This is a genomic window from Rhizobium sp. NXC24 (genome assembly GCF_002944315.1).
Taxonomy (GTDB): Bacteria; Pseudomonadota; Alphaproteobacteria; order Rhizobiales; family Rhizobiaceae; genus Rhizobium.
The window spans coordinates 2,689,305-2,709,343 of record NZ_CP024311.1 but is presented as its reverse complement, the minus strand read 5'-3'; the positions used below and the strand labels follow the sequence as shown (position 1 = coordinate 2,709,343).

23 protein-coding genes are annotated in these 20,039 nt (G+C 59.8%); 7 read left to right on the top strand and 16 right to left on the bottom strand.

Going from position 1 to position 20,039, the window contains the following annotated elements; translation table 11 throughout:
- The first annotated feature begins 12 nt into the window (after positions 1-12).
- Positions 13-1,248: an MFS transporter gene (locus NXC24_RS13380; RefSeq protein WP_104823737.1), complete on the top strand. Its 1,236-nt coding sequence runs from the start codon at positions 13-15 to the stop codon at positions 1,246-1,248.
- Between the two features lie 120 nt (positions 1,249-1,368).
- Here NXC24_RS13380 and NXC24_RS13375 read toward each other — a convergent pair whose 3' ends face one another.
- The 6 genes from NXC24_RS13375 to lgt all read right to left on the bottom strand — a co-directional run bounded on the left by NXC24_RS13375 (position 1,369) and on the right by lgt (position 7,484).
- A complete protein-coding gene (locus NXC24_RS13375) occupies positions 1,369-2,301 on the bottom strand; it encodes a ribose-phosphate pyrophosphokinase (RefSeq protein ID WP_104823736.1) in 933 nt (310 codons plus the stop codon).
- A gap of 105 nt (positions 2,302-2,406) precedes the next feature.
- On the bottom strand, positions 2,407-3,303 hold the full coding sequence (locus tag NXC24_RS13370) for a hypothetical protein (protein WP_104823735.1): 897 nt from the start codon (positions 3,301-3,303) through the stop codon (positions 2,407-2,409).
- Positions 3,304-3,358: 55 nt separating this feature from the next.
- Positions 3,359-4,510, bottom strand: a complete 1,152-nt coding sequence (locus NXC24_RS13365) for a Xaa-Pro peptidase family protein (protein ID WP_104823734.1) — start codon at positions 4,508-4,510, stop codon at positions 3,359-3,361.
- A 1-nt stretch (position 4,511) separates the two neighbouring features.
- On the bottom strand, positions 4,512-5,294 hold the full coding sequence (gene pgeF / locus NXC24_RS13360; RefSeq protein ID WP_199773478.1) for a peptidoglycan editing factor PgeF: 783 nt from the start codon (positions 5,292-5,294) through the stop codon (positions 4,512-4,514).
- A 126-nt stretch (positions 5,295-5,420) separates the two neighbouring features.
- The gene (locus tag NXC24_RS13355) at positions 5,421-6,518 is read right to left on the bottom strand and encodes a class I SAM-dependent methyltransferase (RefSeq protein ID WP_104825154.1); all 1,098 of its coding nucleotides are present in this window, start codon (positions 6,516-6,518) and stop codon (positions 5,421-5,423) included.
- Positions 6,519-6,596: 78 nt separating this feature from the next.
- Complete coding sequence (lgt, locus tag NXC24_RS13350; protein WP_104823732.1) at positions 6,597-7,484, bottom strand: prolipoprotein diacylglyceryl transferase; 888 nt, start codon at positions 7,482-7,484, stop codon at positions 6,597-6,599.
- A 264-nt stretch (positions 7,485-7,748) separates the two neighbouring features.
- Between lgt and NXC24_RS13345 the strand changes: the two genes are divergently transcribed.
- From NXC24_RS13345 to NXC24_RS13330, 4 genes are all read left to right on the top strand, one after another.
- The gene (locus NXC24_RS13345; RefSeq protein WP_104825153.1) at positions 7,749-8,009 is read left to right on the top strand and encodes an accessory factor UbiK family protein; all 261 of its coding nucleotides are present in this window, start codon (positions 7,749-7,751) and stop codon (positions 8,007-8,009) included.
- Positions 8,010-8,400: 391 nt separating this feature from the next.
- The gene (locus tag NXC24_RS13340) at positions 8,401-8,901 is read left to right on the top strand and encodes a YbjN domain-containing protein (protein ID WP_104823731.1); all 501 of its coding nucleotides are present in this window, start codon (positions 8,401-8,403) and stop codon (positions 8,899-8,901) included.
- A 1-nt stretch (position 8,902) separates the two neighbouring features.
- Positions 8,903-9,742, top strand: coding sequence for a pyrroline-5-carboxylate reductase (gene proC, locus NXC24_RS13335; protein WP_104823730.1), 840 nt, complete (start codon positions 8,903-8,905; stop codon positions 9,740-9,742).
- Between the two features lie 19 nt (positions 9,743-9,761).
- Entirely contained in the window at positions 9,762-10,103 is a 342-nt protein-coding gene (locus tag NXC24_RS13330) for a tRNA-binding protein (protein ID WP_028751650.1), read from the top strand.
- 32 nt (positions 10,104-10,135) lie between these two features.
- Here the strand turns inward: NXC24_RS13330 and NXC24_RS13325 are convergent, their stop codons facing one another.
- The 4 genes from NXC24_RS13325 to NXC24_RS13310 all read right to left on the bottom strand — a co-directional run bounded on the left by NXC24_RS13325 (position 10,136) and on the right by NXC24_RS13310 (position 13,411).
- Positions 10,136-10,717 (bottom strand): DUF1349 domain-containing protein, encoded by a 582-nt coding sequence (locus NXC24_RS13325; protein ID WP_104823729.1) that lies wholly within the window; start codon positions 10,715-10,717, stop codon positions 10,136-10,138.
- A 21-nt stretch (positions 10,718-10,738) separates the two neighbouring features.
- On the bottom strand, positions 10,739-12,118 hold the full coding sequence (locus NXC24_RS13320; protein ID WP_104823728.1) for an ATP-binding protein: 1,380 nt from the start codon (positions 12,116-12,118) through the stop codon (positions 10,739-10,741).
- A 25-nt stretch (positions 12,119-12,143) separates the two neighbouring features.
- On the bottom strand, positions 12,144-12,845 hold the full coding sequence (locus NXC24_RS13315; protein ID WP_104823727.1) for a response regulator: 702 nt from the start codon (positions 12,843-12,845) through the stop codon (positions 12,144-12,146).
- An 89-nt stretch (positions 12,846-12,934) separates the two neighbouring features.
- On the bottom strand, positions 12,935-13,411 hold the full coding sequence (locus NXC24_RS13310; protein WP_104823726.1) for a MarR family transcriptional regulator: 477 nt from the start codon (positions 13,409-13,411) through the stop codon (positions 12,935-12,937).
- Between the two features lie 257 nt (positions 13,412-13,668).
- On the opposite strand from NXC24_RS13310, the gene NXC24_RS13305 reads away from it, so the two are divergent.
- Complete coding sequence (locus NXC24_RS13305) at positions 13,669-14,559, top strand: branched-chain amino acid aminotransferase (protein WP_104823725.1); 891 nt, start codon at positions 13,669-13,671, stop codon at positions 14,557-14,559.
- Between the two features lie 71 nt (positions 14,560-14,630).
- Here the strand turns inward: NXC24_RS13305 and NXC24_RS13300 are convergent, their stop codons facing one another.
- Together NXC24_RS13300 and NXC24_RS13295 are read right to left on the bottom strand one after the other, a co-directional pair.
- Entirely contained in the window at positions 14,631-14,891 is a 261-nt protein-coding gene (locus NXC24_RS13300) for a hypothetical protein (RefSeq protein ID WP_104823724.1), read from the bottom strand.
- 245 nt (positions 14,892-15,136) lie between these two features.
- Positions 15,137-15,754: a DUF1236 domain-containing protein gene (locus NXC24_RS13295; RefSeq protein ID WP_104823723.1), complete on the bottom strand. Its 618-nt coding sequence runs from the start codon at positions 15,752-15,754 to the stop codon at positions 15,137-15,139.
- Between the two features lie 174 nt (positions 15,755-15,928).
- Here NXC24_RS13295 and NXC24_RS13290 point away from each other — a divergent pair, with 174 nt between their 5' ends.
- Positions 15,929-16,567, top strand: coding sequence for an MBL fold metallo-hydrolase (locus tag NXC24_RS13290; protein WP_104825152.1), 639 nt, complete (start codon positions 15,929-15,931; stop codon positions 16,565-16,567).
- 63 nt (positions 16,568-16,630) lie between these two features.
- On the opposite strand, the gene NXC24_RS13285 is transcribed toward NXC24_RS13290, so the two are convergent.
- The 4 genes from NXC24_RS13285 to NXC24_RS13270 form a co-directional block, all read right to left on the bottom strand.
- Positions 16,631-17,062, bottom strand: a complete 432-nt coding sequence (locus NXC24_RS13285) for a BA14K family protein (protein WP_104823722.1) — start codon at positions 17,060-17,062, stop codon at positions 16,631-16,633.
- Between the two features lie 146 nt (positions 17,063-17,208).
- Entirely contained in the window at positions 17,209-17,424 is a 216-nt protein-coding gene (locus NXC24_RS13280; RefSeq protein ID WP_004116423.1) for a cold-shock protein, read from the bottom strand.
- 499 nt (positions 17,425-17,923) lie between these two features.
- Entirely contained in the window at positions 17,924-18,814 is an 891-nt protein-coding gene (locus NXC24_RS13275; protein ID WP_104823721.1) for a DMT family transporter, read from the bottom strand.
- Positions 18,815-18,908: 94 nt separating this feature from the next.
- On the bottom strand, positions 18,909-20,000 hold the full coding sequence (locus NXC24_RS13270; protein WP_104825151.1) for a PQQ-dependent sugar dehydrogenase: 1,092 nt from the start codon (positions 19,998-20,000) through the stop codon (positions 18,909-18,911).
- Positions 20,001-20,039 lie beyond the last annotated feature (39 nt).

Sequence of the window (20,039 nt, the reverse complement as noted above, 5' to 3'; positions counted from 1 at the left end):
CAGAATGCGACCATGTTTGTCTTAAAGCCGCTGGCCCAACGCTCGATTTCGCTTCTGTGGGCCGGTCAGGTGTTGGCGGCAACCGGCTCCGAGTTCTACATGGTTGCCATCGTCTGGATTGCGGCGGATTTCATCGGTCGTGACGCGGGTTATGTTTCTGCCTTGCAGTCAGGCGCGCTTCTCTTCGGCAGCCTGTTTGGTGGCATTCTGACGGATCGCTGGCGGCACAGCACGACGATGATCTCGGCCGACGTCCTGCGTGCGGTTCTCTTGTTGGTGCTGTCCGTTGCCGGTCTCATGCATTTCATGAGCCTGCCGTTGTTAATGGTGCTCGCCGGATGCATTGCCTTGCTGACCTCCGCCTTCGATCCGTCGTTGCAGGCAACGCTTCCGACCATCGCGGTCGATCCGGATATTCGTCATGCGACCAACGGATTGTTCGACGCGACGAGGCGCATGGCCCGGATCCTCGGACCCAGCATGATTGCGTTGGTCAATGGTTTTCTGCCGAAATCGCAGTTCTTCACGGTGACGGCGGCGACCTTCCTGCTTTCGGCTTTCGCCGTTTGGATGGCCGTCGCCAAATTACCGGCGGCGCCGCGGCGGCGCGAATTCTCGGGGGCGGCGGCGGTCATCGACGGCGTCTTGGGCGGGTGGCGGATGGCGCGCGGCCATGCCGCCATACTCTATGGCCTGTTCACGAACCTGATGGGCAATATCGCCTGGGCGATGGGCATTCTGCTCGGAATGATCCTGCATCTGCGCGAGACCAGCGCCGATCCCTTGACTGATTACAGCCTGATGATGACGGCCTACGGCGTCGGCAACGTGACGACCAATCTCATCCTCAGCAACATAAAGCCGCGCAGACCGGTCGTTTGGATCATCGCGGCAAAGCTGATTTTTGGCGCCGGTGTGTTCCTGCTGCCGCTGATGCATGATCGTCTATGGCTCATGGTCGTCGCATGCCTCGCTGCCATCAACGGCCCCTTCGAGAATCTTGCCATGCTGCACCTGATGCAGACGCGCAGCGAACCCCATCGCCTGGCGCAGGCCTACCGCTTGCTGATGTGCGCGATCTTCCTCGGTCTTTTCCTGGCCTATCTCATGTCGCCCAGCCTATTTGCCTGGTTCGGCATCGGCCCATCGATCATGGGCGCCGGTGCGGCTGTCTTTGTCGCCGGGCTTGTTGGCATAGGGCTGCTTGTCTGGAGGCAAAGCCATCCGGTCGATGCGAAACCCGCATGAGAAGAGCCGGCCGGCCTTAGACCGGCGTGCGTTCATTTGAGCGCACAAAGGTCGCTCTAGTCTTTTGAATCCAGAGCATCCTATCCGCCCCAAGGTGATTCCACCTGAAAGCGGGATGCGCTAGTCGAACAGGCTCGAAACCGATTCTTCCTGGCTGGTGCGATTGATCGCTTCGCCGATGAGGCCCGCCGTGGAGACCACGCGGATATTGTGGGCCGAGAGAACGGCCGTCGTCGGCTGGATCGAGTCGGTGATGACAAGCTCGCGCAGTTTCGACGAGGTGATGCGGGTGACGGCGCCGCCGGAGAGGACACCATGGGTGATATAGGCGGTGACGCTTGCCGCTCCGCGTGCGAGCAGGGCATCGGCCGCATTGCAGAGCGTGCCGCCGGAATCGACGATATCGTCGATCAGCAGGCAGTCTTTTCCTTCCACGTCGCCGATGATGTTCATCACTTCGGACTCACCTGGGCGATCACGGCGCTTGTCCACGATCGCCAGCAGACAGTCGAGACGTTTAGCGAGTGCACGGGCGCGCACGACACCACCGACGTCGGGGGAGACGACCATGACGTTGCCGATATCATAGTTCGCCTTGATATCGCGCGTCAGGATCGGCAGTGCATAGAGATTGTCTGTGGGTATATCGAAGAAACCCTGGATCTGGCCGGCATGGAGATCGAGCGTGAGAACGCGGTCTGCGCCAGACTCGGTGATCAGATTTGCCACCAACTTGGCCGAGATCGGCGTGCGCCCGGAGGCGCGACGATCCTGGCGGGCATAGCCGAAATAGGGAAGAACGGCCGTGATGCGCCGCGCCGACGAGCGGCGCATCGCATCGATCATGATCAGCAGTTCCATCAGATGATCGTTTGTCGGAAACGAGGTAGGCTGGACGACGAAAACATCCTCGCCGCGCACGTTTTCCTGGATTTCAACGAAGATTTCCTGGTCCGCGAAACGCCGGACGCTGGCCTTGCCCAAGGGAACGTTGAGATAATTGCAGATCGCTTCGGCGAGATGCCGGTTCGAATTGCCTGCGAAAACCTTCATTGTGGCCCGCCTGTTACCAACCTGATAGCCGCGCTTTTAACCGCCTCGCTCTCGAATGCAAGGGGCTACAGCGCAATAGCTTTCATATTTCTGAAAAGCTTGTGGCTATCCACCGCGGGAGTCGCGCCAGGAATTGAAATCCGACATGGTTTCCGTGGCGATTTTTTGCATGACGGAGGGCGGGATGGCGGCCCACGGATCACCGCGTTTCAGTGGCGCACTTTCCGATCCCTGGATTCGGTGCAGGCGGGCGCCGCTGTTGTCGAGAACATCCCAGACATAGGTGACGGAAATCTGCGGTCCGTCCTCGAAGGCGGATAGATAGCCCTTCAGGATATAGCTGGCACTGGAATCGCTGGAGCTCTTGATCGTCAGGCCGAGCGCGCGGGCCTCGGCCCCGAGTTGACGCGACAGTGGTGTTACGGCCTGAACCGGCGCGCCAATGATCGGCAGGAAGCGGACGCTGTTTCTATCCGTGGCTACGGCAGGGGGAAGGGAGGCTTGCTGTTGTTGCTGTTGTTCAGGCTGCTGCTGATCATCCTGCGGGTCTTCAGCCGCTTGTTGCCGCTGCGGCTGCGGTTGTGGATCGTCGGAGAGGCGGCGATCGGCCTCGCGCTGCTCGTCTGCGTCCGAAGCCTGCGAATCCTGTGACTGGATGGAGGCGGTCCGCGAGCCGTCGAGCGGGCGGGAGGCATAGGGATTGCGACCGCCACTTCTTAGCGCGGCCGCCTGATCGTCGAGCGAGCCACCACCGCCATAGTTTTGCGACTGATATCCCTGCTGCTGATAGCCCTGCCGCTGGTAGCTGTAGCTGTCCTGCGCGGTCTCATAATTCTGCTGGCGTTGCGGCGCGGAAGCCATGCGCTCGACGTCGCGTTGGGTGACGGGGCTGGAGCCGGCATCGCCGATGCTTTCGGGCGGGGTCAGGGCATCCGTCGTGTTGCAGGCGGCGAGCGCGAAGCAGAAGCCAACGGAAATAAACGCTGTCCTGACCAGTCCCATTTGCGCGATCCTTTCCCTCGACGGTCACCCCGTTCAGGATCGCTATTTTACGCTGCTAACGGTTAAGAAATTCGAGCTGGTGACGCGACAAAGATTTTGGAGCCTGAGAGGTCGTCAGATAGGTCTGGCCGAGCGTCATCGCGGTGCCGGTGTCGGAGTCCATGATGATCATGTGCACGAAGAGCGACATGCCTTCTTCGATCTCCTGCGGATTGCCGATATGGAACATCTGATGCTCCATCCAAGAGGGCGAGAAGCGGGCGCCGAGCGAGTAGCCGCAGGCGTTCAGCCGGTGTCGGGCAAGGCCGCGCTCGTCCATGATCTTGGCATGCATGTCGAAGACGTCGCCAAAGGTGTGGCCGGGCTTCAGCACGGTTTCGATCGCCTGGATGGTCTCGAGGCACGCATTGTAGAGTTCGCGGTGGCGATGAGTCGGATCGCCGATGACGACCGTACGCATCATGGCGGCGTGGTAATGCGCATAGGTGCCGGCCCATTCGAGGGTCAATTGGTCGTTGGCATCCAGCTTGCGGCGGCCAGCCTTGTAGCGGCAAAGCAGGGCCTCGGCGCCGGAGCCGATGATGAACTCATTGGCGGGATAATCGCCGCCGCCGGAAAAGATCGCGCCCTGCATGGCGGCAAGGATGTCAGCTTCGTCGGCACCGGGCTTGATCAGGGCAAGTGCTGCGTCCAGCGCATCGTCGGCAAGCGCAGCGGCGCGCTCGACATAGGCGATTTCCGTCGGGCTTTTGACGAGGCGCAGACGACTGACGAGATAGGAAGCGTCGATGATCTGGCCGAAGGTGGCTATCTGGTTGTCGAGCAGGCGCGCGACGCGGCCGGTCATGCCATGGGTATCGTATTCCACGCCGATACGGGCGCCGAGGAGATCGAGCTCCACCAGCAATTCCTTGAGATCGAGAGTCGGATCGGCGTTCACGCGGTCGACCCAGATGCGGATGTCGGAGATGACCGATGTGAGCTGCGCCTGGCGAAGATCGGCCGAGCGGGTGAGCAGCACCATCGTACCATCAGCCTTGACCACCAGCGTCTGGAAGAAGCAGTAGCCGAAGGTGTCGTAACCCGTCAGCCAGAACATGCTCTCTTGCGCGAAGAGCAGCATGGCGTCGATCTTCTCTTCCTGCATTTTCGCGAGAAGGCGGGCACGGCGGGCGTCGAATTCACTGCGTTCGAAATGCAGGGCCATTTTAGAACGTCTCCTCGATGGCAATAGCGGAAATCTGTCGACCGTAATCCGGTTCCTTCGCATGCGTGGTGCGGCGATAGGAGAAGAAGCGGTCGGGATCGGGATAGGTGCAGAGATTGAGGTTTTCGGCGGTCACGCCGGCCTTGCGCAGGCGGTCGATCGTCAGACCCGGCAGGTCGAACATCGCGTGACCGGCCTGCTCGGACGGAATGAAGTATTTGGCATAGCCCGGGTCGTAAGCGATGAAGCGATCCACGAATTCCGGGCCGACTTCGTAGCTTGCCTGGCTGATCGAGGGGCCGAGGCAGGCGGTGATCATCCCCCGCTTGGCGCCGAGCGCGACCATGGCTTCGATGGTGTTTTCCAGAACGCCGGTCAGTGCGCCCTTCCAGCCGGCATGGGCAGCTCCAATCACCCGGTTTTCAGGATCAGCGAAGAGGATTGGGCCGCAATCGGCGGCGAGCACGCCGAGCACGATCCCTGGCGTCGCCGTCACCATGGCATCGGCTTGCGGGCGCGTGCCGTCGTAGTTTGCGTCGACGGCGATCACGTCGGGCGAATGGATCTGATGAACGGTCGCGAGCCGTTCCAGCGGCAGGCCGAACCAGGCAGCGACGCGACGGCGATTTTCCTGGACATGCTCCCGATTGTCGTTGGAGCCGAGGCCGACATTCAATCCGCGATAAAGGCCCTCAGAAACGCCGCCGTCACGGGTGAAATAGCCGTGGCGGATGCCGGCGCTCTTGGCGGCGCTCAGCAGCGTGCTTTCGATCGGAGTCGGCAATGCGGCGTCCCTTGATATGTTCTTTCGTGCTGGAAATAACGCTTCCGTGGCGAAGCGGTTCGATTTGAGCGGGATGTTGGCCCAGCGATGCGCGTTCTGTCAATCCGCAGAGATCACTAGCGTTGATCAGCGGACTGGACGAAAGGGCAAAAGATCGATCGCCGGACTGGAGACGGCCAGTACCTTGAAAAGCTCGCCCATCTTGCCTTCGCCGGCGCCGGCGAGCCGTTCCACGGCGGTACGGATATTGTCTTGCGTCGCGGCATCGTGGTCGCGGCCAAGCGCCGCAGCCCGCTCCAAAAGCCCAAGGCCGATGAGAAAATCACCCTGATGGCAGCATCCATTGATATGCAGGCCGGAAGCAAGAGCGGTTTCGGCCAGATGTTGGAAATCGACATGGCTGGTGAGGTCCGCTTCGCCGGGATGATCCAGCGGCGGGTCGTATTCATGCATGCGCACGGCCTGCAGCGTATCGCCGAAGCCCGTCGCCATATGGCCGTAATCGATGGCGAGCGCAGTGCCGCCATGGGCGGCGAGCCGGTCGCAGATCGTCGTCATAACCGCTTGGCGGGCAGGGGCGATTTCGAAGATCGTGCCGACCGGCGGAAGCGGCCCCGCGGGAAGAAGCGCGGGGTCGAGGCTGGCGACGCCGGCCGTGAAACTCAGCTCGTCATTGACGTCGAGCCCGACCGTGCGCTCACGAAAACCGTTGGCGGTGCGGACGAACTGGCGAATGGGAATGGCGTCGAACAGTTCGTTGGCGGCTAGAAGGGTGAAACCCGCCGGCACCTCGTCAAAGTCCGAATGCCAGGAAACCTTGTCACCATGAGCGTCGAGCGTCTGGCGCTGAAACCCCTGCAGCCGCTCGCTGGTTTCGACCAGATGCACGCTCATCGCATCGAAGAGCGGCGGCGCAAGCTTGGCGATGACGCGCAGCATGTCGGCCATCATCGTGCCGCGGCCAGGGCCAATTTCGACGAGGCGGACATTGGCCGGCGTGCCGTGGCGCTGCCAGGCGTGCACCATGAAGACGCCGATCATCTCGCCGAAGAGCTGGCTGACCTCGGGTGCCGTGACGAAATCGCCGATGCGGCCGAAGGGCTCGCGCGTCTTATAGTAGCCGTGCTGCGGGTCAGCGAGGCAAAGCGAGAAATAGTCGGTGATGCTGACCGGTCCGTTGGCACGGATAATGGCCTTGATTTTTTCCCCGAGCGCGGTCGTCATCGTTTGGTCTCGCAAAAGCATGGTCCCGAAAAATATGAAGCGGCTTTCGGGCGGATCATGCGACATTAAACCCAGAGTTCAAGCCGTCTGCCTGGCTGCAACGTGGCGGGCGCGGATAACGGCCCACAGGCCGATCGCGACCATTGGCAGGGAGAGCACCATGCCCATGGTCAGCCAGTTCGTGCCAAGCAGATAGCCGAGCTGCTCATCAGGCTGGCGGAAGAATTCGACGAAAATGCGCGAGAAGGCGTAACCGATGACGAAGACGCCGCTGACGGTGCCGGGCTTCTTCAGCGCCAACACCCAGCGCGTGAGGATGAAGAGGACGGTGAAGAGCACGATGCCCTCGATGCCGGCTTCATAGAGCTGGCTGGGGTGGCGCGGATCAGGGCCGGCAGGGCAGACGCCCTGGTGAGCGGCTATGATATGCGGGCTGCAGAAAACCATCGCCCAGGGCACATCGGTGGTCCGGCCCCAGAGCTCGCCGTTGATGAAATTGGCGATACGGCCGAAGAAAAGACCGATCGGGGCAACGGCGGCGACGATATCGAACAGGCTCCAAACCGGAATCTTGTTGCGATTGGCAAACAAAATCATGGCGATGGTCGTGCCAATCAATCCACCGTGGAAAGACATGCCGCCATTCCAGACCTCGATGGCGCGGATCGGATTGGCGAGCACCGGATCGAGGTCGTAGAACAGGATATAGCCGATGCGTCCGCCGAGCACGATGCCGAAGGCGACCCACAGGATGAAGTCGTCCAGATGCGCACGCGTCATCGGCGCTGTGTCGTTCAGCCAGAGTTTGCCGTTGTCGACCAGCCGTCTCGCATAAAACCAGCCGAGCAGGATGCCAGCGACATAGGCGAGGCCGTACCAGTGGATCGACAGCGGCCCGAGCGAAAAAGCGATCGGATCGATATCCGGAAACGGCAGGATGGCGGCGAGGTAGGCGGATGTCAGCAAGATTGTCGGGTCCGTTAGAGCATGATTCCCAAAGCTATGACGCAGCTATTGGATAAGAGCATGCTAAATCCAATGTGCGCGGAACATGGCGTTCGCTAATGAAACGGTCAAGTCGATTATTCGTGTGTCCCGCACCACGGCACCGGTTGTCCCGCTCTATCTCAATTTGCTTGCATCGAACCCTCGGAAATCTTACCTCAGATCTATCTGGCCCCATCTATGATGCCGTCCATTTTCGGGGCCGACGGCCGTAAGGAGATCACTATGAGCACTGGACCGAACCGTATCTTGGATGAATTCGCCAAGCTGATGACCGATGCCGCCGGTGCTGCCCAGGGCGTGCGCCGCGAGATCGAAACGGCGTTCAATGCCCAGGCCGAACGCTGGTTGAACAGCCTGGATATCGTCAAGCGCGAGGAGTTCGAAGCCGTTCGCGAAATGGCGATCAAGGCGCGCGACGAAAACGAAGCGCTGCTTGCAAGAATCGAAGCGCTGGAAGCGCGTCTTTCCTCCGAAGGCAAGTAATCGCAATTAATTTTGCGAGAAATCGGCGCGGCACGCGTCTGCCGCGCATTTTTCCTCTAAAATTTTCGACAGTTTTTCCACCTGTGGACACAGGCAAAAAAGCCAATCGTCAGAGTCAGTTATGACTCCCTTCTGAATAGACATCGGAAGAGCTGTCCACAGCACCCTTCGCCAAAATCTCCGATGAGGGGCTGGCATGCCGGGCATGCCGTTATACACTGATTTTAAATGATGATTCGAAACGGACTTGGTAAGCTCCGGGCAGGGTGGATGCGTTAGTCTGGCGGCCGTTCAACATCATCCCGAGTATGTTTCCGGAGTAAAACTGTTTGCGTTTTTTCAGTGTTCGAGCACGGGGAAACTGCATTCATTCCGGTCAAGAAGGTGCTGCATGAGCCTTATGGAAATGGAAGTCGAACGACAGTCGAATCCGGTCGACATGATCGAATTCGTGGCCGCCAATAATGACTGGTCGTTCGAGCGGTCCGGCGAGGATGAAATCGCCATGACCGTCGAAGGCCGGTGGACCGATTATCATGTCTCCTTCTCCTGGATGGAGGAGTTCGAGGCGCTGCACATCGCCTGCGCCTTCGACATCAAAGTTCCTGATCCGCGTGTCAACGAGGTCATCAAGCTGCTGTCCTGCATCAATGGTCAGGTGCTGATGGGGCATTTCGATCTGTGGCGGCAGGAAGATATCGTGATCTTCCGGCAGTCGCTGCTGCTTTCCGGCGGCGCCGAGCCGACCAACAGGCAGGTGGAAGTGTTGCTGTCCAATGCTCTTGACACCTGCGAAGCTTACTATCAGGCTTTCCAATTTGTAGTGTGGTCCGGCCTTGACGCAAACCGCGCCATGGAAGCCGTACTTTTCGAAACCGTGGGCGAAGCCTGATATGGCAACTGAGGCATCCTCGAGCGCTTTCGCATCCTCCGATCCGATCATCCTGATCGGGGCCGGCAACATGGGCGGCGCCCTGTTGACGGGTTGGCTGAAGAACGGCGTGCCGGGTTCCTCGGTGACCGTCGTGGATCCCAAGCCGTCCGAGGCGATGCTGAAGTTGATCGCCGATGCCGGTGCGAGCCATGTTACCAGCGTTCCCGCAGGTGTGACCGCCGGCGTTCTCTTCATCGCCGTCAAGCCGCAGGTCATGGAAGATGTATTGCCGCCATTCAAGGCGTCGATCGGGCCGAATACGGTGGTGGTGTCGATTGCTGCCGGTAAGACATTGGCTTTTCTTGAAAATCATCTCGGTGAAGCGGCGATGGTGCGCGCAATGCCGAACACGCCGGCCATGGTCGGCCGCGGCGTTACCGGTGCGTTTGCCAATGCCAAAGTCGGCGAGCGCCAGCGCCAGTTGGTGCAAAATCTCTTGAAGGTGTCCGGTCCGGTCGAGTGGGTGCCAGCGGAGGCCGATATCGATTCGGTAACGGCCGTTTCCGGCAGCGGACCGGCTTATGTCTTTTATCTCGTCGAGTGCATGGCGGAGGCGGGCCGGAAGCTCGGCCTGCAGGCGGACCTCGCCATGCGTCTCGCACGGGAAACTGTCGCGGGGGCTGGTGAATTGTTGCATCAGTCCCCCGATGACGCTTCGCGACTGCGTCAGAACGTGACGTCTCCCGGCGGAACGACTGCCGCAGCCCTTGCCGTTCTGATGGCGGAAGATGGCATGCAGCCTCTGTTCGATGAGGCGCTGGAGGCAGCGCGTAAGCGCGCGCAGGAACTGGCCGGTTAAATTTCCAGAGGGTGTGCCTATGGCGGAAGAGATCACCTATGGCGATTTCGAGCGGGTGGATATCCGTGTCGGGACGATCATCGAGGCGGAGCCTTTTCCAGAAGCACGCAAGCCCGCCTTCAAATTGAAGATCGATTTCGGACCGGAGATCGGCATCAAGCGCTCCTCGGCGCAGATCACCGTGCATTACACGCCGGAATCCCTCATCGGCCGCCAGGTCCTCGGCGTCGTCAACTTTCCGCCGCGCCAGATCGGTCCCGTCCGCTCCGAAGTGCTGACCCTCGGCTTCGAGGACGAATCCGGCGCGATCGTGCTTGCTGCCGTGACCCAGCCTGTGCCGAATGGCAGGAAGATGATGTGAGTTTTACCTTCTCCCCCGGAGAAGGTCTTACGTTAATGAATATCCCGCGACACCGGCTCCGATACAATGAAATCCAGAAACTCCGCTTCGAAACCATCGCGTTGCGGTGAGCAGAAGACGGGGCCGATGGCGACGTCTTCCAGCGTAGGGTCGAACCAGGCGAGGCGGGCCATGCGCCACTCGTTCATCTTGTCGGTGCGGTATTGAACGAAAAGCGCGTCGCCGTTGCGCGTCACCCGCGCCGACATGGCGTCAAACTCATGATCGAGCCGGAAGGCAGACCAATCGGAATTGCCGTCTGTGACCACAACGCTGAAATGCTTGGCGTCGTCGGTATATTCGATCCCGCATTTCATCCAGTGCATGTCGTCATGGCGGACCATGAGGCCGGCCTGGTCATAGAGTTCGCGATAGTGACCGATGAAAGTGATCTCGGCGGTGAAGTCGCCATGCCAATGTCGACCGAGGAAATGGCCGTCGTCGCGGTGGAAGCCGTAATAGGTTCCCTGCCAGAAATCCGTCTTGTCGCCGGAGCGGACGATGAGCCGGCCGTTATTCATTTCCCAGGCCGGCGGCAGATTGAGCCAATGCATGTCGTTGATGTCGATCGGCATGCAATGTCCTCTCTTGGGTCCTCAAGCGGGAATGCGGATGGTGGCGCGCAGGCCACCCAACGGGCTGTCGCCGAGCGTGACATTGCCGCCGTGGCTGCGAGCGATATCGCGGGCAATGGCAAGGCCGAGGCCGGTGCCGGAATTGTCGAGATTGCGCGCCTCGTCCAGCCGGAAGAACGGCTTGAACACATCCTCTCGCGCATTGACGGGAATGCCGGGGCCGTCGTCGTCGAAATTAATCGTCAGCCATTTGGGGCTGTGCTTAGCTTCGATACGTAGCGTATGTGCATAGCGACGCGCATTGGAGGCGAGGTTTGTCACCAGCCGTGTGAAGGCATTCGGACGGACGGAGATTTCATTGTCGCCATCGATGGAAAAGCTCATGGATTTGCCGTGCAGCGAGAAGTCCTGTTCGACCTTGTCGAGGATATCGCTGAGCCGCAGCTTGCCGACATCCTCTTCCGCCTCGCCCCGGGCGAAGGCCATATAGCCCTCCAGCATGCTCTGCATGTCCTCGACGTCCTCGCTGAGGCCGACAAGATCGGGATTATCACCGACAAGGGCGAGCTGCAGTTTGAAGCGCGTGAGCACGGTGCGCAGGTCATGGCTGACGCCGGAAAGCATCGCGGTGCGCTGTTCGATCTGCCGTTCGATGCGCTCGCGCATCAGGATGAAAGCGAGACCGGCGCGGCGCACTTCGTCGGCGCCGCGCGGCGAATAGTTCTCCAGCCGCTGGCCCTTGCCGAAACTCTCGGCGGCCTGCGTCAGCGCCAGGATCGGCCGTATCTGGCCGCGCAGGAACAAGACGGCAATGCCGATCAGCACCAGCGATGTGCCGACCATCCAAAGAATGAAGATATGTGTATTCGAGGCGTAGGTCTGGCTCCGCTTGGCAAAGACGCGCAGCACCTTGTCCGGCAGTTTGATGCGGATTTCGACGAGGCTCGAATTTCCGACCGTGTCGACCCAGTAGGGGAGATTGATCTGGTCGCGGATTTCGTCGCTCAAGATGCCATCGAGAATCGAAAAGAACGGCTTCTCGCGCGGCGGTGGCAGTTCGCCGCCCGGCTCGATGGAGATGGCGAGGTCGAGCTTTTGCCGAGCCATCTGCGCGACCTGGGAATAGTCGGCATCCTGCGGATAGGTTTGAATGATGTCGATGACGGCGGCGATGTCGCGGGTGGTGGCCATCGACAGGCGTTGCGTCACCATCTGCCAGTGGCGCTCCATGAAGACGATGGTGACGACCGCCTGCAGGATGATCATGGGCAGGATGAAGATCAGCAGCGTACGCGCATAAAGGCCGGTCGGCAGCCGTCGCCGCCACCAGCGCGAAAGCCAGCGCATGCCATTGGAGGGCATGTGCTCCTGATCGCGTCTGATCGAGTCGAATGTCACCATCGCCGCTGATCCCAGGGAATTGAAATTAATCTATGCTCAGCCGATAGCCGATGCCGCGCACCGTCTGCAGCCAGATGGGGTTGGCCGGATCGTCCTCGATCTTGCGGCGCAGGCGGTTGATCTGCACGTCTATGGTGCGCTCGCCGACTTCGGCGTCGCTGCCGATCAGTTCGTGGCGGGGAATCGTGTCGCCGGCGCGCTTGGCAAAAAGCAGCATGATTTCCTGCTCCCGGTCGGTCAGGCGGATGAGCTCGGAGGCCTTCTTCAGCTCCTTGCGGGTCAGCGAGAAGGTATAGGGGCCGAACATTACCTGTTCGATCTTCGGCGCGTCGGCCGGCGCGTTGCGGCGCAGGATATTGTTGATGCGCAGCACGAGTTCGCGCGGATCGAAAGGCTTCGGCAGATAATCGTCGGCGCCGGCTTCCAGTCCGGCGATCCGGGCTTCGGACTCGGCAAGGGCGGTGAGCATGATGATCGGAATGCTCTTGATGGCGCGCAGGCTTGCCGTCAGCGAGATTCCGGATTCGCCGGGCATCATCACGTCCATGATGATCAGGTCGAAATCGAGCCCTTCGAGCTTACGGCGGGCCTCGGCGCCATCGGCGGCGGCCGTCACCCGGAATCCCTTTTCCATGAGATAACGGTTGAGAAGGGCGCGGATACGCGTGTCGTCATCCACGACCAGGAGGTGCGCTGCATCGTCCGAAATTGCTGTTTTTGTTGTCATTCAATCCGTCTCGATCTTGTTCTATCCGTTTGATTGAGATGGTCTTGTCCAAAACCCCGCTTTGCGGCTCTTCGGTTCGAGACCATGGCTCAGTCCTGCATTCCCCTCAGGAACCTTTTGACGCTTTCGCGCGTCGCATCGGACGCGCCTTCGAATGCCCGTTCAATACGGCGCGATTGCGGCTCGGCCAGCGCCAGTGCCAAATCTCGGCCGGCTTGTGTCGGATAGAGCTTGCGCTGCCGACGATCCTCAGGTCCGGCCACCTGATGAATATACCCTGAATCGATCAATTGTTTGAGAACCCGCGCCAAACTCTGTTTGGTGATCTTCAATGTTTCCAACAGGTCCGCAACCGTCATACCGGGTTCGCGGTTAACGAAATGGACGACGCGGTGATGGGCGCGGCCGAATCCGCTCTTGTCCAGAATTTGGTCGGGATCGGACACGAAGTCCCGATAGGCAAAGAAAAGCAGCTCGATAATCTCGAAATCGATGATCCCCGCATTCTCCATCGGCGTCGCCAGCAGCTCCGGTTTTACTGCTTTTGGGCTCGTCAGTCGTGGCACCTTGGCATTTCCTTTCCTATTTTGGGGCAATCGGGAAACTTATGCAAAAATATGTCAGCTTTATTGACGTATTTTTGCGCCGCTGCTAGTTTTCGCCGATCTTGCGCCGCCCGGACGGATATGGCCATATTTGGAAACTAAGCCCGGCTGCGCAAAACTCCAACACGTCTCATATTTTCCCCACTTCCATCGTGGATAATGCGTAATGGGGACAACAATCAACAGTCATGGCGTCCGGGCGCCGGAGGAGAAGCAAGATGGCATCGGTTCCTTTTGATCAACTGGATGGGGAGATCTGGTTCAACGGCGCATTCGTGCCCTGGAAGGACGCTAAGATTCATGTGCTGACCCATGGTCTGCATTATGCGAGCGCAGTTTTCGAAGGCGAGCGCGCCTATGGCGGCCGGGTCTTCAAGCTGACGGAGCACAATCAGCGTCTTCACAAGTCCGCCGACATTCTCGGTTTCAAAATTCCCTACAGCGTCGCCGAGCTGGATGCGGCGACAATCGAACTGCTGAAACGCCAGGGCTTTTCCGAGGCCTATGTGCGGCCGATCGCCTGGCGCGGCAGCGAGATGATGGGCGTGTCCGCCCAGAACAACCGCATCAATGTCGCGATCGCGATCTGGCAGTGGGGCAGCTATTTCAATCCGGCCGAAAAGCTGAAGGGTATCCGCCTCGACATCGCCGAGTATCGCCGCCCCGATCCGAAGACAGCACCTTGCGCTTCCAAGGCCGCCGGCCTCTACATGATCTGCACCATCTCCAAACATGCGGCCGAAGCCAAGGGTTATGCCGACGCGATGATGCTCGATTACCGCGGCCAAGTGGCGGAAGCGACGGGCGCCAATATCTTCTTCGTCAAGGACGGTGTAATCCATACGCCGACGCCGGATTGCTTCCTGAACGGCATTACGCGCCAGACGGTGATCGAACTTGCCAAACGTCGTGGATTGCAGGTTATCGAAAGGGCGATCATGCCGGAAGAATTGCCTGATTTCAGCGAATGTTTCCTGACAGGCTCGGCAGCGGAAGTGACGCCGGTCTCGGAAATCGGCCCCTATCGCTTCACGCCGGCATCGATCAGCGAAACGCTGATGAACGATTATATGAAGGAAGTGTATCCGACTGCGGCTGCCGCCGCATAAGACCTCAGAATAGCCCATAAAAGCCGGGCGGGGTTGGTCCCCCCGGCTCTTATTCTATCCGACACCTCGTCTTATTTCCGGCCGAGAACTGCGCCGACGATCGCCGAGAGCACACCACCGGCGATGAGCGCGGAGATGCCCTGTGCGATAATGCCCGTCAGCGCTTCGCTGCCGATCAGGTTGAGGATGAGGCCGCCGCCCAGACCGCCGACGGCGCCGGCAATCGTCCTGGCGACGAGATTGATCCCTTCCTGCTTCAGGGCGGCGCTGGCCGCGTTACCGCCGATTGCGCCGGCGATCAGTTGTGTGATGATTGGCCCCAGACTTTCCATGATTACCTTCTCCCCCTTGTTCCGGAAGCCCTTTCCGGAATGCCCTCTGCCACATCCCTGCTCATGCCTGGGGAGTGGCGGTAATCCTCGTCGATATTAGGAATACATCATGTATCGGCCGGTGAAAACAGGAAGGCAACTCATACGGGAGAATTCTGCAATAATCGGCGGGAAAGTCCGCGCAAAAAGAGCGGCGGCCCTTTGGCCGCCGGCGATTTTGAGGAATGTCGATTAGTGGCCGTGAATCATTGATACACGTAGACGATGCGGCGGGTATTCGGATCGACCAGCACTGGCTGGCGGTTCACTTCCACGTAGCTGTATTGATAATCCGGGATACGGTGGATGACGACGCTTTGCGGCAAGGTGGCGCCGACCACGACGTTGCCGCGCAGGCGCACGGTGTTGACCCGGTTCTGGGTAATGTAGGTGCGGACTTCCGCCGGCGGGGCGACGGCATCGACCTCACTGACCGGGCCGATCAGCTCGTCGTCCGGTGAGGGGGAAACACTGCCCGTCGTCCCCTGATCGGTTTCGGTATAGGTAATCGTCGGTACGCCGAGCTGGCTGTAATGCTCCTCTACCACCACCGGATTGCCGTTCTGCTCAACGCTCAGGGCCTCAGCATCCACCCAGCCGCGCATGCCATTGACATCGATGCGGCACCAGCTACTGCCTTGGATGCAGCCGTCGAGGGTCGCTTCAGAGCCGCGGGTTGCCATGCCGACACTCGGGTACTGCGGACCAGGGCCGGTGCGGACGTTGAGATCGGTCGCAGTTGTCGCCGACATCTGCGCTTGCGCGAGCCCGGCACTGCCCAGGAGCACAAGGCCCGTCAGCAGCAAGTTTCTCTTTGCGAACATTGGTTTTCTCCTCTGCTTTGGCAGCCTACCTGTGCAAACGCTCGCAGGGGCGGAGGGTTCCGCTGCGCTGTTTCGCAGTCTCGGCATTTTCCGGGGAGGAGGGGCTGTTTTGCCCGGTGTTTGGGATTATATCGGCGGGATATGCATTCAACAGACGAGGCGCTTCCCATGGGCATGCTCCAGGCCGGCATCATTCCGGTGACACCCTTCGAACAGAACTGCACCATCTTGTTCGATCCGGAAACGAAGGAGGGAGTCGTGGTGGATCCCGGCGGTGACGTCGATGTTATCCTGCAGACGGTGCGCGAAAATGGCATCGTGCTGAAGGCGATCTGGCTGACGCATGGTCACATCGACCACGCCGGCGGCGCCGACGAACTTCGGGAAGCGCTGGGTCTGGAGGTCATCGGCCCGCATGAGGATGATCGCCCGCTGCTGCAGGATATCGAGGCGAAGAGCAAGATGTTCAACATCGAGGGCGTTCGCAACGTCGTGCCGGATCGTTTCCTGAAGGACGGTGACAAGGTTTCCTTCGGCGAACATGAGTTTGAGGTCTTCCATTGTCCCGGCCATGCCCCGGGTCATGTCATCTATTTCAACAGAACGCAGAAATTCGCCCATGTCGGCGACGTGCTGTTTCACGGCTCGATCGGCCGTACCGACTTGCCGGGCGGCAATCACCAGCAGCTCTTGGAGTCGATCCGCGACAAAGTGTTTCCGCTGGGTGACGATGTTGGCTTCATCTGCGGCCATGGCCCCGGCGGCCAGATCGGCGAAGAGCGGCGCACCAATCCCTTCCTGCGGGGGCTTTGACGCCAAAACAAAAGCGCCGCTCGATGGCGGCGCTTCCTTTCGAGACATCAGCTTGCACAGGGATTAATTGGCTGTGCAGAAATGGCGCATGCCGTCATAGCCGAGATAGGTACCGCTGCGGCCGTCGAAGCTGCTGTAGCGGTCGTAGCAATAACGCATCCATTGGGACGACCAGGGGCGCAGGCCGACGGGCTGCGGTGCGTAATAGCCGACATCACGCTCGACATAGACGCGGCGCGGTGGCGCGCGATAGTAATAAGGCGCGGGCGCCGCATAGTCGGGATCGACGTAGACCGGATCAGGTTCGACATAACGTGGTTGGCTGGCAATTGCGGAGCCGACGATGAGGCCGGTGGCGAGGCCTGCCGCGCCAATTGCCCAACCTTCCCCGTTGTGATGATGCCAACGGTCATCGGCCGAAGCGGTAGACATGGATGTCAGCGTCAGGGCTGCAGCCATGGCGGACATAAGGAGGGATTTGCCGAGCATGTTCATGAGTCTGTCCTCTAAGGGGAACCGGAAGACCGTAGTTCCCAATCTTTATGGAGGACACACTAGACACGGCAAGCTGAATGCAGACTGAATGATAAAACCCGGCATCACTGCCGGGCTTCAACTCGAATGACAGCCGTAAGGCGCTCTCAGCCGGCAATCTGAAGATTGACAGCCTTCGGTCCCTTGCCGCGGCGATCCGGTTCCGTGTCGAAGCTTACCTTCTGGTTTTCTGACAGTCCTGCCAGACCAGAAGCCTGTACTGCGGAAATGTGCACAAAGATGTCCGCGCCACCCTTGTCCGGTTTAATGAAACCGAAGCCCTTATCGGTATTGAAAAACTTTACAGTGCCAGTCTCGGCCATGCCTCAGGTCCTTTTCTCTCTGCCCACCATCCACACGGGCAGCATTGCTGTATTGCCCTTGCGGGCGCTTGCAGGCAGTTCTCGCAATTTGAAGGAAAAGGTCCCCTATACCTCGGCGTGGTTTCGAAGCGAATTCGCGCATCGTTTCTCAACCAAGCTGACCGGAATAATTTAGCGTTTCCGGCGCGCAACTTTATTAAGGACTTCCCATGCTCTAAAAATGCCCGAACAGCGCTGAGAGTGCTGTGTTTATCGGGAATTGGCAAGCAAAAGTTTTTTAACGTGTTCCGGAGAGCACACTGCCGTAATGCAAGTGTGTTAGCGCGAATCGCAAATTTTCCCACGCCGACAACTAGTTTCTAAGGTTTTTGTATCGTTTGCGATATAATTTTGGCGAAATTTTCCCAAATGATATAGCCAAAATCCATCTTTCGGATCATTCGAAAAAAATTCATTAAGGCCGGCGTAGAACAGCCATAACGCGTATTTTCAACAATTTTCACGCTGCGATGCTACGCCGCCGGACGAGTTCCGGCACCAACTCCACCGCAAGCATGGCGATGAACATCAGGGTGCAGCCGGCATAGCCCGGGGGGCCCATGGTTTCACCGAGCAGCAGGCTGCCCAGCGAGGCGCCGAACAGAGCCTCGGAGGAGAGGAAGATCGCAGCCTGGGGCGCGGTTGTATAACGCTGGCCGATAACCTGAAGCACGAAGGCAAGACCGGACGAGAAGATGCCGACATAGAGGATTTCGCCCAGTGCTGCTTGGATGGCGGCGAAGCTGATCGGCTCGGCAATCACGGCGACCGCAAGGGCTGCGATCGCGGTAACCGCAAATTGCATGGCGGAGATTCCGAGCGGGCGGCCGGTTTCGCTGACGGAGGAGCCGGCGAGGGTGATCTGCGCTGCCCAGAAGAGGGCGCAGATGACGGTCAGGAAATCGCCGACCGTCAGCCGTGAAAAGGAGCCGCCGGACAACAGATATATCCCGCCGAGCGCTGTCAGCGCCGCCGGCCAGACGATCCAATGCGGCGGCCGGCGCAGGAAGACGACGGCGATCAGCGGCACGAAAACGACGTAGAGGCCGGTGATGAAGCTGGAATTGGTGACGGTCGTCGTCAAAAGCCCGATCTGCTGCGTTGCCGCTCCGCCGAAGAGCGCAACGCCGATGAGGAAGAAGGAAAGCCAGTTCCGGCGCGTCAGCGGTTTTTTGGCCTTGCGGTTTTCCATCCAGACAAAGGGCAGGACAACGATGGTGGCAACGGCGAAGCGCAGGCCGATGAACCAGAACGGCCCGATGGCTTTCATCGCCGTCGACTGCGCGACGAAGCCGCCGCCCCAGATGGCGGCAGCCAACAACAACACCAAATTCGCCTGTATGCGAGTCATCTGCATCCTACGGGAGGGGGAGGAAAGGGGAGACCGACCGTTAGCAGTTGCTTTTCCTCAGGGCAAGCGCGAAGGCCATTAGCGGCGGCCTGCATTATTCCGCGGCCCTGGAAACACGCAGCAACGCGCCATCGTCTTCGTCCGTCGTGAGCAACAGCGCTCCGTCCGGCGCGACCACGACATCGCGCAACCGACCGAATTCTCCATCGAACATGCGCTCGCGTTCGGTCACCTTGCCGCTATCGTTGCGATCGAGGCGCGATAACAGCTCGAATTTCAGCGCGGCGACGAGGAAATCGCCTTTCCATTCCGGGAACATTTTGCCGCGGTAAACGGCGATGGCGCCGGGCGCGATCGACGGGTCCCAATAGAAAAGCGGCTGTTCCATGCCTTTCTTTGCCGTACCGACGCCGATCTTGGTGCCGGTATAGTTGCGTCCATAGGAGATGACCGGCCAGCCATAATTCTTGCCCGCCTCCGGTGTGTTGATTTCATCGCCGCCTCTGGCGCCGTGTTCAGCCGTATAGAGCTTGCCGTCAGCAGCGTCGAAGGTAATGCCTTCGGGATTGCGATGCCCCTTGGACCAGATTTCCGGCAGGGCCTTTGCGCCATCCTTGAACGGATTGTCGGCGGGAATGCTGCCGTCAGTCCCGATATGGATGATCGAACCGGCATCGTCTTGGAAATCCTGGGCTCGGTCCTGTTCACCGCGGTCGCCGAGGCTGACGAACAGGCTGCCATCCTTAGCGACCGCAATACGCGAGCCATATTGGATGCTGCCGCGCGACATCTTGTTCATCACGAAAATGCGTTTCACGTCGGTCAGGCGCCGTTCGTCCGGCGATAAGACCGCGCGGAAGACTGCCGTGCCGCTGCCGCCACCGGCGGCGATGGAAGCGGTGAAATAGATGGTACGGTTGCCGGCGAATTTTGGATCGAGGGCGACGTCAAGCAAGCCGCCTTGGCCGCGGGCATAGACATCCGGCACACCGGCGATCGGAGCCGACGTCTGGCCATCACGGATGACGCGCATCCGGCCCGGTCGCTCCGTCACGAGGTAGGCGCCATCCGGCAGCACTTCGACGGCCCAAGGATGGTCGAGGCCGCTCGCGATCGTCTCGATCTTCACCTTGACCTTCTGCGTGCCGATCGTCTTGACCGGATCGGCAAGGGCGGCGTTCGCCATCAGCAGCGCGGAAGCCGCAAGGACAGTGCAATATCCCGT